Below are 12455 nucleotides of genomic sequence, written 5' to 3'. Positions count from 1 at the left end.
ACTTTAAAACAGAAACAGCAATCGATACATGTCCAGTGCGTTCCTAAATGGGACACATGTTCCATATCGAAACACACTTGCCGGAACAGTCACCATGTTTAGCTGGAGCTAAACGATCTCTATAATATCCATATTTTCATCGTCTTATACAGTTAATTGTCTGTTTGTCTTAAGTGTGGAACACCCTTTGCAATATTCTCATCATCAATCATAAGTCAGAGGAAAATTTATGGACAATTATCTTGAAAAAACATTCTCTATTGCTGGAAAGGTTGCTCTTGTTACCGGTGGTGCAAGGGGAATAGGCTATGGAATCGCATCAGCACTTGCGGGTGCAGGGGCTGACCTCATGTTGGCTGCCAGAACAGAGTCCCAGCTTGTCACGGCACAGCAACAATTGGTGGCAGACAGTAGGAGAAGAGTGGAGACTATGGTGGCAGATCTCAGTCAGGAAGATACTCCGGCGCGTCTCATAGGTGAGACCATATCCCGCTTTGGTAAGATTGACATCCTGGTAAACAATGCTGGCTCCAATATTCGCAAGCCGGTTCTTGATTTCTCGTCCAAAGATTTTGATACAATCATAGATATCCAGCTAAAGTCCGCCTTTTTCACAGCGCAGTGTGCAGCACGGGAAATGGCAAAAACCGGCGGAGGAAGAATCATCAATCTTGCATCATTGACAAGCAAGATAGGCGTCAGTGGTATAGCACTTTACGGAGCTGCCAAAGGAGGGATTTTTGCCTTAACCAAGGCGCTGGCAGTTGAGCTTGCTGATGCCAACATAAATGTGAACGCTGTTGCTCCAGGTTATGTACGCACGGCTATGACTGAGCCCGCTTTTTCTGATGAAACGCGGTCTCAATGGATGTTGTCACGAATACCAATCAACCGGTTCGGTACACCGGAGGAGATTGGCAACACGGTTCTTTTTCTTGCTTCACCCGCTTCAAACTACATTACGGGTGAAGTTATTTACGTTGATGGAGGCTGGATGGCTGCATGATCATTGTACATAAATTATGTGATTGAAATGTTAACCGATTTTCTTTCGGTGATTTTAAGTCGATATGAGTTTACGTGTTTAACTCAACCACCAAGGAGCAAAGATGATTTTATTTAACAGCGAAAATACTAGGACATGCCTTTCTCCTTCGCACGTCCTGTACGGCGACGGAGCTGCGAAGCAGGTTGCGGACATATTGACTGCAAGGCAGATCTCTCAAGGTAATCTTTTGATCGTTGCTGATCAGGAGGTAGTAAAACTTGGTCTTATCGAGCAGATAATGGAACCTCTTAAAGAGGCGGATTTTAATGTCGATTTTTTTAGTGATATTGTTGGTGAACCAACCTTGGAGGTCGCCAATGCACTTGTTGATACAAGTCGCTCCAAACCATATGAAGCGGTCATTGGTGTCGGTGGAGGGAGCGCTCTTGATATGTCGAAACTGGCAGCAGCTCTGGCAGTCAATGACGGCGCAGTGACTGATTATCTCGGCCCCACCCGGTTCCCAATTAATCCTCTTCCACTGATCAATGTTCCCACCACTGCAGGGACAGGTGCCGAGGCGACTGCAGTGTCCATGCTGGCTATTGAGGGGAAGAAAGCTATAGTTTTCAGTTCTCAGTTGGTACCGATGGGAGTAGTCCTTGACCCTTTGATGACCATGACCTTGCCGCCCCATGTAACTGCAGCGACAGGTCTGGATGCTTTGAGTCATGGACTTGAAGCATTTATGTCACTCAACGCGAGTCCATTCACAGATTCTCAGGCGATTATCACAATCTCGACTGTGATCCAGTGGCTGAAAACGGCTTATAACGAGGGCGACAACCTTAACGCCCGCAGGGCGATGGCATACGCTGCGTATACGGGTGGTTTGAGCCTCAATGCGGGGGTTGTTTTAGGACACTCGGTTGCGTATACGATTTCCAATCGTGCCAAAATGCCCCACGGTGTCTCCTGTGCTATGGCGTTACCCTATACTATAGCTTTTAACCTGCAGGAATGCTCTGAAAAGCTGCAATCTTTGGCCAATCTCGTGTTGGGAGAAAGCGAGAATGGCGTTCCAAAACTGATTGATAAAGTGAGCAGTCTGGTCGCTGAACTTGGTATCCCACTGTCGCTGAAAGAAATCGGATTACAGGAAAATGATTTAGGCGGGATGGTTGAAGAGTGCCTGAGCAAATACCCCCGGCCTACAAATCCTTCTCCTATTACTAGGGAGCGGTTGGAGAAATTTTATTCATTTATGTACGATGGCGATGTGGACCAGTGCTGCAGCTATTTTGGTGGATAGAAATCACCTGAAAGCACGCACGTATGCAAAAGAGCAGTTTTTAAGACGGAAACAAAATAGGCTAGGAAGGTATCTTTTCGGCCACGCGGTGAAACGATTTGGAGAAGACTAATTGGCGTTGTTTGAAAATAGTAAACATAGGTCCTTCTGTGTTGATTTTCATGCCCTCCGGGATGTCTCTATGGAGGTCGCTGAAGGTTAGATCGTAGCTCATTTGGGTCCAAATCCGAGTGGCAAGTCAATAACGCTTGGCGCGGTTAGGCTTGCTTGACAGCACCAATGGAAAGAGCGCTTTTGAGGAACAGACCAGACGGTAAAAGCGGAAGAGGTGGTTGGTGCCCGGAATCGGCTATGTAATGGTAGGAGATCGTCTATTTACGACCTTGACAGTCCAGGTGGAAGGATCGCTTTCCGGTGCTGAATAGCAAATGTGTGCTATCGCGGGGCATTTATAGTTGAACCCAGGTTGCTCATGATTGACGAGATGCCACTTCTGGCCAAATAGATGTTTGATACGGTCAAACAGATTGCCTTGATTGGTGTAACGATAATTCTTGTCGAGCAGCATGTAGGACACACACCATGCTTGTGACCGATCACGTATACATCATGGAAGGCGTTTATATTGTTATGTTTAGAGAATTTTAAGGAAGAGAACATATGCAGGCCTTTGTAAAATACGGAAACAAGCCTTTTGAAGCAGAATTGCGTTCTTTCCCTATGCCGGAGCCCGGCGAAAATGAAGTCCTGGTCGCCGTCAGCGGGTGTGGGGTTTGTGGGAGTGATCTCCACGCTTATGAAGCGGCCAAGGGGTATGAGTGGGTATCACCACCGGTGACTCTCGGCCACGAGTTTGGCGGGATTGTTGTTGCTGTGGGCTCGAGTGTTAGTGATTTTCGAGAAGGGGACAAGGTTGTTGTTATTGGAATTCAGGGGTGTCTGGTATGTGCTGACTGCCGAAGAGGAAATACAAATCTTTGTCGGGATAGGAAGGTAATCGGACTAAACATGGATGGTGGAATGGCCTCCCATGCCGTGGTTAATGCCCGCCATCTTATTCCTGTTCCTGAAAAAGTGGATATCTCACAGATAGCGCTGGTCGAGCCGGCATCTGTGGCCATGCAGGCACTGTCAAAGGTGAGGATTCTCCCTGGAGATCGAGTTGTCGTCTCTGGACCCGGACCAATCGGTCTTCTTTGCTGCATGCTAGCTACACTTCATGGCGCTAAAGTTGTTCTTATAGGTGCTGAGGATGATGTGGCAGTCAGGCTTGCGTTTGCGGAAAAACAAGGTATTACAACAGTTAATGCAACTAGAGATCCGGAGTTGATTGGTATTGCTACTGCCTTTGAAGGAGCTGCACCGGATGTCTGGATCGAGGCTGCCGGAGTCCCGTCCGCATTTTTGTCAGGAGTTGAGTGCCTTCGTCAGGGTGGCTCACTCATAGTAGTTGGTATGTACAGCCAACCAGTTCATTGGCAACCAACACTTGCTGTTCGCCGGTCACTCTCTTTTTTCTTCTCTTACGCGTCAGTAGATGATGATTATCGGAGGGTTATGCAGCTAATGGCTGGTGGTCTTCTAGACCTCTCTCCACTTATGAGTGTCTATCCCATTCCAGAGGTAAAAACGGCGTTTGAAGCGGCCATGAAAAGGCAAGTCATTAAACCGGTGCTTGTTCCGTAAAAAGTATTGGAGAAAACAGTGAGAACTCTCAACCCACACAGGTTTCCCCCCCCTAGGCTACGGGAGGTGTGCACAGCAGAGCAGGGTATGCCGCTTATGTATACACACTATGAGGGAAGTTATGAATAAAGTGATCCGTGTTATGAAAACTCATCGTTCAATTCGTAACTTCACGGAAAAGCAAGTTGATGAGGAAGTAATAACCATCATTCTGAATGCAGCCCGTCAAGCTTCGACCTCAAATTTTATACAGGCCTATTCAATCATTCGGGTCAATGATCCAGCTTCAAGGAAAAAAATAGCCACTCTTGCAGGAAATCAGACCTGGGTTGTGGAGTGCCCATTATTCTTTGTTTTCTGTGCGGATCTGAAACGCTCAGAACTTGCATGCAAAATGCAAAACCGTCAAATGCTTACCGGTTATACTGAACAGTTTATCATTGCCACGGTGGATGTCGCCTTAGTTGCCCAAAATACTATGTTGGCGGCCGAATCTCTCGGACTTGGCGGGGTCTTTATAGGGGGGATACGCAATGATCCTGTTCAATTGTGTGAAATCCTGGACATACCGGAACAAGTGTATCCTGTTTTCGGTCTCTGTCTGGGGTATCCAAGTGATGTCCCGGAGGTAAAACCACGACTTCCCCTGGAGGTCATAGTCAAGGAGGAAAAATACTCTTTTGATGATTTGGCGTCGATAAAAGCATATGACCAAACCTGCAATAAGTACTACCGGGAGCGTTCAGATGCAAGCAGAGAGGATAACTGGACAAAACAGATTGCCAGGATGACAGTAGAGCCTATGCGTCCGCACATGAAGGATTTCATTCGGAGCAAAGGGTTTGATTTGCAGTAGTTACGTTTAATATAAAGGAGAGTTACATGAAGGGTTTTTTTAACAAAATATTGCACATAGACCTTACAGATCAAACCTATTTTGAAGAAGCGGTCAGTGATGAAATCTGTAAAAAATATCTTGGTGGCAAGGGCCTGGCGGCCCATCTACTCTTGAAATACAATAAACCTGGTGTTGATCCTTTCTCTTCTGAGAATCACCTCATTTTTGCCCTAGGTCCTATGAATGATACCAGAATATGGGGATCGAGCCGCTGGGGAGTATATACAAAGTCCCCCCAAACTGGAATATTTTCTGAATCCTATTCCGGCGGCAAAGTTGCTGAACCGATGAGTCGAACGGGGTTCGACGCTTTTGTCCTTAAGGGCAAAGCCAAACACCCGGTATATCTTGAGGTGAGTGACAGTGGTGTAGTCTTCCATGATGCAACTGATATCTGGGGTGCAGATGCGTATCAAACCCAAGACATAGTCGCTGAAAGGGTGGATAACAAGGAGGCGGGTATTTTGGTTATTGGCCCGGCGGCTGAAAATCAGGTCCGTTTCGCTGTTATCGCCAACAACTACTGGCGCCATGCCGGACGTTCCGGTGCAGGTGCTGTCATGGGCTCAAAGAATGTAAAGGCTTTGGCTTTTCATGGAAGTAGGAAAAGAGAGGTGGCCAACCCCGAAGAAGAACTCAAATTTGTAAAGAAATGGTCCTTGAAATCAAGGGAACTTCCGGTGGTGAAATTTTTCAAGAAACTGGGAACACCGGGGATGGTCGATATCATCAATGGCATTGAGGCGTTTCCTGCAAAGTATTGGTCCCAGGGAAAGGTTGATCACAAGGATGCCATTTCGGCGGAAACCCTAAACAGGGAGTTCTCAGTCAAACCGAATGCATGCAGGCGCTGTTTCATGGCATGCGGTAGGATGACCACGATTGAGAAAGGGGTCTACAAAGGTCTGCGGATCGAAGGACCTGAATATGAAACGATCTTTGCCTTTGGCGGTCTTTGCATGGTGAAGCAACTCGACGAAATTATGCATTTAAACGATGTCTGTGATCGGTTGGGTATGGATACAATAACAGCCGGAAACCTGGCTGGATTCGCCATTGAGGCAAAGATGCGCGGAAAGATTGATGATCCCCTGGAATATGGCAATACTCAGGCCATTTCTGCCCTCTTAACTGATATCGCCAATAAAGAAGGAACCGGAGCAATTCTTGCTGAAGGTATACGGTATGCCGCTAAACTCTGGGATATGGAGGATATCGCAGTTCATGTAAAAGGTATGGAACCGGCTGGTTATGATCCCAGAATTCTAAAGAGTATGGGCTTGGCATATGCTACTTCGGCCAGAGGAGCATGCCATGCGAGAACCACGGCCTTCAAAGGTGAACTCTCCGGTGTCTGCGAATTCGATCAGATTAAAGGAAAGGCAGCAATGCTTGTTGACTTTGAGGACAGGCTCACCTTAATGGATGCCATGGTTGGGTGTCGGTTCTATCGCGATATCTATCTGTGGGAAGAGTTTTCAGAAATAGTGGGCATAACCACTGGGATGGAGCTTGATAAGAATGGGTTGCAGAGAATTGCGGCCGATATACAAAATGCTACAAGATACTTTAATTTACGTGAGGGCATAACCCAGGAAGATGACAAGCTCCCAGAGCGTTTTCATAAAGAAGGTATTGGGTCCGAGAAAAAAGTAATCAGTAAAGAAGATTTTGAACAATTGAAATCGGATTATTACAGGATCAGAGGTTGGGATGAGCATGGTACGCCCAAAATTTCTGAGGAATAGGAGGCCTATGGGGGATGTATATTGGCTTATCCTGAAAAAGGTAAATATAGGATTAGCATGAGCGAATATGATTTTATCGTTGTTGGTGGTGGAATTGTCGGCATTTCTTCTGCGTGGCAACTTAAATTGAGGTTTCCGGAGGCCAGGATTATTCTCCTTGAGAAGGAGAATGGTCTTGGTACACATCAGACAAACCACAATTCCGGGGTGATTCATGCCGGAGTCTATTATCAGCCGGGTAGCTTGAAGGCGGACTTTTGCAGGCGAGGTTCTTTATGGACATTTGAATTTTGTGGGGAGCATGGACTTGATACTGAGCAGTGCGGTAAATTGCTTGTTGCAACTGATGAATCCGAACTACTGAGAATGTATGACCTAGAGTTTCGGTGCAATAAAAACGGCATTACCACTGAGAGGATCTCAGAAGCAGAACTTCACACTTTGGAACCAAATATCAGTGGCCTCGGCGCTCTTCTGGTACCATCTACAGGCATTACCAATTTTCATGAAGTCTGCAACAAAATGGCTGAGCTTTTTGTGTCCCTTGGTGGAGAGATCAAAATGGGGCAGTCAGTGGAAAAGCTTGAAGAGAGTAGTAACATTATTGCTGCTTATCTGCCATCTGAAAAGATTATGGGTAAATACCTGCTAGCCTGTGCGGGGCTGCATGCTGACAGGGTCGCACGAATGGTCGGCATAGATACTGATTTCCAGATAGTCCCGTTTCGTGGTGAATATTACCAGTTACCTGCGAAATATAAGGACATCGTCAAGCACCTTATCTATCCTATACCTGACCCGGAACTTCCATTTCTTGGCGTACATCTGACTAGAATGATTGATGGTGTAGTAACTGTTGGGCCCAATGCCGTGCTGGGCTATAAACGGGAAGGTTATGGAAGGGTCAATTTTGACCTTCGAGATGTATCTGAAATGGTAAAATTTCCTGGCTTTTGGAAGGTTGTTCGGTCGAATTTAAAGTCCGGTATTAGTGAAACCATTAATTCCTGGTTTAAGCCCGGTTATCTTAAAAGGGTTCAAAAATATTGTTCATCGTTGTCACTGCAGGATTTACAGTCCTACCCCGCCGGGATTCGAGCCCAAGCTGTTATGCAAGATGGTTCCCTGGTTCATGACTTTCTCTTTGCCGAGAGCGAACGTTCTCTGCATGTGTGCAACGCGCCGTCACCTGCTGCAACTTCAGCAATGCCCATTGGCGAGTATATCTGTAATCGATTGTGTGAAAAGCACTCTCTGTAAGGTGTCTGCCCTTTTAACACAGCCGTTCAAAATACGATTACAGAACAAGAAACACTAAATATTCAATAAAATACTATTTACTAATGAGGCTACCGATGAAACTTGCTGACAATGATCCATTTAAGCAGGGGGCGGGGATTGGTGGAGCGCGGGTATCAAACGGGTCAGGAAACATTTTGACCGTAAAAAGTCCTGCCGATGGTGTTGTGCTTGCAATCGTGACTCTTCTCTGAAAAGAGGAAACGGCCCATGCCCTCATTGCTGCTGATAAGGTACTAGTCGATGGGAAACAGAAGACGGCAACGCAACGTTATGGGATATTTAATTGACAGTCTAACTTCATGTAGGAGCATTAGGGGGCGGGCCGTTATTTTCACTTTAGAGATGAAGAAATCTTTTGATGAGACCAAAGGAGAAGTTGCCTGCTCGGCTGCTTTTGTCTAGTGGTATGTAGAAAAAGGAAAACGCATTTCTGGGAACACTATTCCATCACTGTTCAGCCGGACCAGCGCAATTATAGTTGCCGGTCAGCCGATGGGGGTATGTGTAGCTATAAACCATGGAATTTTCTTGCAGCGATGGTCACCTGTAAAGTGGCTTCAGTAATTGCTACTGGTTGCATCGCTTTTGTGAAACCGGCAAGGCAAGTTCCATTTATTGTTCTGGCGATTGCGGAATTATCACTTCGTGCGGGCTTGCCTGACGGGGTCTTTAGTGTGGTCATTGACTCAGTTTCCGCTATAGGAGATGAGTTGACAACATACCTGATTGGCAGGAAAGTGAGTTTTGCTGGTTCCACTGACATTGGGCGAAAAGCTTCGTTTATTGTGTGCGATAATGTCGATGTCGATGAGGTCATGTCGAGGGTGGGTAGGCCCATCGTCTACAATATCTGCGCGTTGGGTACACTGATCGTTATCACCCAAATCCTCGATCCCAAAGCGGTCACCGACGTGCTTGAGCAGCGAATCCCGAAAGACTTCTTGGATATTAACATGCTGGCCTTCGATCTTGGCCTGGTACTTGGTTCGCAGCATCAGTATTGTCGATTCTGTTGAGCCGGTGGGTAAATAGGTCTGTTTGAAATTATTATTGTGTTCCTAGGTGCTTAAAGTGAAATAGTTCCGAATTAATCTGTTTGGATGCATAAGTAGGGAGAGAAAAAGAAAGAGACCTCCTGTAATAAAATTGCTTTATACGAGCTGCCTAGAAAGACGCATGTCAACCGGATATGCTGCATAGAATCATAGCACAGGGAGATCCCGTACGAACAGTATGTGTTATATTGGATTTAATATCCATAAAAAGGCAATCAGTTATTGCTATGAACCGTTATCTAATTGAATTCGAAGATCGTTTCTCTGAGATCTGAGAAAAAGCAGTTACACAAAATTATTTACAGAGTCTTCCGATCTGAAAGATTCCAATGAACGTGGGTATTTTACTTTGCAGCTGTTTTACCTCTTGTTGCACCTGGTATTGTTGGTAATGTATATTTTGTGCTTTCTTCTTGATATTGTTGATATTTATGACCAAAAAAGATGCCAAGAAGTGAATGGTTTTTAACGTATTATATATAACGATATTTCTCGAGCAAATTGTCAAGTCGGAAAAGTGAGATTTAATGAAAAATCAATCAAAAACCATACGCTTCGGTGACACTCACAGGCATTTCCCTGTCCCAAAAACTTTCAGCGTAATAGCCAAACCAATCGGCCCTAAATGTAATTTAAACTGTACATATTGCTATTACCTGGAAAAAGAGAATTTTTATCCTGATACCACTAAATTTAAATTGCGGGAAAATGCACTGGAACAGTTTATAAAAAGTTATATTCAGGATCAGGAAGCAGGACATATCACTTTTGCTTGGCAGGGTGGTGAACCAACTATGCTGGGTGTTGATTATTTCAAAAAAGCTCTTGAGCTCCAGAAAAAATATGCCAATGGAAAGACAATTGCAAATGCCTTTCAAACAAATGGTACTTATATTACTGATGAATGGTGCAGCTTTTTTAAAGATAATGGTTTTCTTGTTGGGATCTCCATTGACGGACCTGAAAAGCTGAATGACCACTACCGTAGAACCAAAGGCGGAGAACCTACATTCCGCAAGATCATGAAAGGCATTGAATTGTTGCATAAACATCAGGTTGAATTCAATACACTTTCGGTAGTTAATGACCTTACATCACAGTATCCTCTTGAGATATATCGTTTTTTGAAATCTATAGGAAGTACTTTTATGCAATTTATTCCTATAGTAGAGTGCAGTGCAACGCAGGATGATAACTTGAAACTGGTAACAGAAGCTTATGAAAAGAAAGCTCACGTAACTGAATGGTCAGTTGATCCTGAAAAATACGGAGAATTCCTTTGTGCAATTTTCGATGAATGGGTGCGCAATGATGTAGCAAGATATTTTGTGCAGATTTTTGATGTTACCCTTGCAAACTGGATTGGCCAATCTCCTGGATTATGTGTTTTTGGTGATACCTGTGGTAGGGCTGCAGCCATTGAGCATAATGGTGATGTATATTCATGTGATCATTATGTGTATGAGAATTATTACTTGGGAAATGTGATGGATACTTCACTTGGGGAAATGCTGGCATCGCAGAAGCAAACAGATTTCGGCCTGGCCAAACGAAACTCACTTCCGAGGTATTGTTTGCAATGCGAATACCACTTTGCTTGTCATGGCGAATGCCCTAAAAATCGCTTCATAAAAACCCCGGACGGACAGGATGGCCTGAATTATTTATGCAAAGGATACAAAATGTTCTTTAAGTATGCTACACCATTCATGAATTACATGGCAAAGGAGCTGGAAAAGAAAAGGGCCCCGGCCAACGTCATGCAATGGATCAAGCAAAAAGAATCAAAAAAAATAGCATATAATAAATTGGGCAGGAACGATCCATGTTTTTGTGGTAGCGGTTTGAAGTATAAAAAATGTCATGGGAAGTGAGTGAGGTAAGTTGAAAAAAGTGGAAACCAAAGTAATGTGAACAGGATTATTTACAGAGTCTTTCCACTTTAAAAATGAAAACTGTTCAAATTATCTGAGCCACCTTTAAAATAAGTAGTATCTTTCTTGGATCGCGTCTGTTCGTCTTTGCGATTACAATAGTCGATACTGAAAGAAAGCATTAGTTAGGCGGGTTGCTGGTCAAGTGATCCGCTCTGACTTGTGACCAAATGCTCATAGAAGAAGAAAAAGTTCCCGATGAACTTCATTAGCTATCTGAAGTTCATACCTTCTGCACTCAGGAATGGCATTAATTTGATAACCAATGCATGCCTTTTCGGAGTCCCCCCTCGCCATTATTTGTTAACATACAACAAAGAGGAGCATTAAGAAATGAAAGAACCTTATGGAAAACTCCCGCTTCCAAAGATGACTCCGTATCTGCTGAGTCTTATGAAAAACGGCAAAGTTTTCGATTTGGGTACTGTTCGCAGTGAAGACATGCCCCTATGGTCAGGTCATCCGCCTTTTCGTGTACTGCCTTATAAATGGCACGGAGAAACGGAGGATGTTACTCCTCCCGGAACCCTTTACAACGATATGGTAATAACCTGTATGCACGCTGGAACCCATGTAGATGCTTTCAATCATATAGGTGAGATCCAGGGCGGCGGTACGATAATATTAGGTGAAGGTGTTGATGCTGAAAAGACCAGGGAATGGTGGGGATGCAACTGGATGGATGGCTCCAAGTTTCACCCGATTATTCTGCGGGCTGTCATTTTGGACATATTGAATTATAAAGGCGGAGAAGATACCGGAGGGCAGGTAACTTTGCCACGAAAATATGGTATAACCGCCGAAGATATAAGGGGATGTTTGGATTCACAAAACATAGAAATCAAGCCGAATGTACCCACCGCATTTCTTATCCGTACCGGAATGATCAAATATTTCCACAACAAAACGGATAATTATGGAGGTAATGCAGCAGGACCAAACCTAGAGGCTGAAAAATATATGGCCTCGATCGGCGGAGTGCTTACAGGATCCGATACTGTATCATATGAGCAGATGATAGTAGGAGAACATACCGTGCATCGCTGGATGATGCAAAACGGTATTCTCATGAATGAAGTACTCGATCTTGAAGAAATCTGTAAGGCTGGCGTTACAGAAGGTGTATATATTGCGTTGCCTTTGAAAATAAAAGGAACAAGCGGGTCACTTATTGATCCTATAGTAATTACCTGAGATAGTTCCGATTTGATCTGACACTTCACTTGAAAAGGTGAGGGTTGCCAGTTTTGATATAGGTGCCAACCAAACATCAAAACATAAGGAGGTAACCCTCATGATCCATGGTAACCAACGCATCGTAAAACACAAGATCGGACTTCTCAATCTCGCAGAAGAGCTTTCAAACGTCTCCCGAGCCTGCAAGATAATGGGCTTATCCAGAGACACATTCTACAGATACAAAGCCGCTGTTGAGGATGGTGGTGTTGAAGCGCTCATCGACAAAAATAGGCGGAAACCAAACGTTAAAAACAGAGTCGATGAGCTCACAGAAGAGGCCGTTGTTGCCTATG

11 protein-coding genes are annotated in these 12455 nt (G+C 44.6%); all 11 read left to right on the top strand.

Features of this window, described 5'->3' with window-relative positions:
- Positions 1-229 precede the first annotated feature (229 nt).
- Positions 230-1006: an SDR family NAD(P)-dependent oxidoreductase gene (locus BLQ17_RS20550; RefSeq protein WP_092226015.1), complete on the top strand. Its 777-nt coding sequence runs from the start codon at positions 230-232 to the stop codon at positions 1004-1006.
- Positions 1007-1109: 103 nt separating this feature from the next.
- A complete protein-coding gene (locus tag BLQ17_RS20545; RefSeq protein ID WP_092226014.1) occupies positions 1110-2300 on the top strand; it encodes an iron-containing alcohol dehydrogenase in 1191 nt (396 codons plus the stop codon).
- Positions 2301-2960: 660 nt separating this feature from the next.
- On the top strand, positions 2961-3986 hold the full coding sequence (locus BLQ17_RS20540; protein WP_092226013.1) for a zinc-dependent alcohol dehydrogenase: 1026 nt from the start codon (positions 2961-2963) through the stop codon (positions 3984-3986).
- Positions 3987-4107: 121 nt separating this feature from the next.
- Positions 4108-4842 (top strand): oxygen-insensitive NADPH nitroreductase, encoded by a 735-nt coding sequence (gene nfsA, locus BLQ17_RS20535; protein ID WP_092226016.1) that lies wholly within the window; start codon positions 4108-4110, stop codon positions 4840-4842.
- 26 nt (positions 4843-4868) lie between these two features.
- Positions 4869-6632, top strand: coding sequence for an aldehyde ferredoxin oxidoreductase family protein (locus BLQ17_RS20530; RefSeq protein ID WP_092226012.1), 1764 nt, complete (start codon positions 4869-4871; stop codon positions 6630-6632).
- Between the two features lie 57 nt (positions 6633-6689).
- Positions 6690-7892: an L-2-hydroxyglutarate oxidase gene (gene lhgO / locus BLQ17_RS20525; protein WP_092226011.1), complete on the top strand. Its 1203-nt coding sequence runs from the start codon at positions 6690-6692 to the stop codon at positions 7890-7892.
- Between the two features lie 95 nt (positions 7893-7987).
- A complete protein-coding gene (locus BLQ17_RS22775; protein ID WP_176761359.1) occupies positions 7988-8125 on the top strand; it encodes a hypothetical protein in 138 nt (45 codons plus the stop codon).
- Positions 8126-8335: 210 nt separating this feature from the next.
- Positions 8336-8950 (top strand): aldehyde dehydrogenase family protein, encoded by a 615-nt coding sequence (locus BLQ17_RS20520; RefSeq protein WP_176761358.1) that lies wholly within the window; start codon positions 8336-8338, stop codon positions 8948-8950.
- A gap of 566 nt (positions 8951-9516) precedes the next feature.
- A complete protein-coding gene (locus BLQ17_RS20515; RefSeq protein ID WP_092226009.1) occupies positions 9517-10863 on the top strand; it encodes an anaerobic sulfatase-maturation protein in 1347 nt (448 codons plus the stop codon).
- 393 nt (positions 10864-11256) lie between these two features.
- Positions 11257-12117, top strand: a complete 861-nt coding sequence (locus BLQ17_RS20510; RefSeq protein ID WP_092226008.1) for a cyclase family protein — start codon at positions 11257-11259, stop codon at positions 12115-12117.
- A 100-nt stretch (positions 12118-12217) separates the two neighbouring features.
- Positions 12218-12455, top strand: a 238-nt coding sequence (locus BLQ17_RS20505; RefSeq protein WP_143005587.1) for a helix-turn-helix domain-containing protein, incomplete at its 3' end; no start/stop codon positions are given.

The organism is Desulforhopalus singaporensis (assembly GCF_900104445.1).
Classification (GTDB): domain Bacteria; phylum Desulfobacterota; class Desulfobulbia; order Desulfobulbales; family Desulfocapsaceae; genus Desulforhopalus_A; species Desulforhopalus_A singaporensis.
This window is presented reverse-complemented; position numbering and strand designations above follow the sequence as displayed.

Bases quoted from the DNA above. Each gene is read 5' to 3' on its own strand.
- BLQ17_RS20550 (WP_092226015.1), top strand. From the start codon at position 230: ATGGACAATTATCTTGAAAAAACATTCTCTATTGCTGGAAAGGTTGCT.
- BLQ17_RS20545 (WP_092226014.1), top strand. From the start codon at position 1,110: ATGATTTTATTTAACAGCGAAAATACTAGGACATGCCTTTCTCCTTCG.
- BLQ17_RS20540 (WP_092226013.1), top strand. From the start codon at position 2,961: ATGCAGGCCTTTGTAAAATACGGAAACAAGCCTTTTGAAGCAGAATTG.
- nfsA (WP_092226016.1), top strand. From the start codon at position 4,108: ATGAATAAAGTGATCCGTGTTATGAAAACTCATCGTTCAATTCGTAAC.
- BLQ17_RS20530 (WP_092226012.1), top strand. From the start codon at position 4,869: ATGAAGGGTTTTTTTAACAAAATATTGCACATAGACCTTACAGATCAA.
- lhgO (WP_092226011.1), top strand. From the start codon at position 6,690: ATGAGCGAATATGATTTTATCGTTGTTGGTGGTGGAATTGTCGGCATT.
- BLQ17_RS22775 (WP_176761359.1), top strand. From the start codon at position 7,988: ATGAAACTTGCTGACAATGATCCATTTAAGCAGGGGGCGGGGATTGGT.
- BLQ17_RS20515 (WP_092226009.1), top strand. From the start codon at position 9,517: ATGAAAAATCAATCAAAAACCATACGCTTCGGTGACACTCACAGGCAT.
- BLQ17_RS20510 (WP_092226008.1), top strand. From the start codon at position 11,257: ATGAAAGAACCTTATGGAAAACTCCCGCTTCCAAAGATGACTCCGTAT.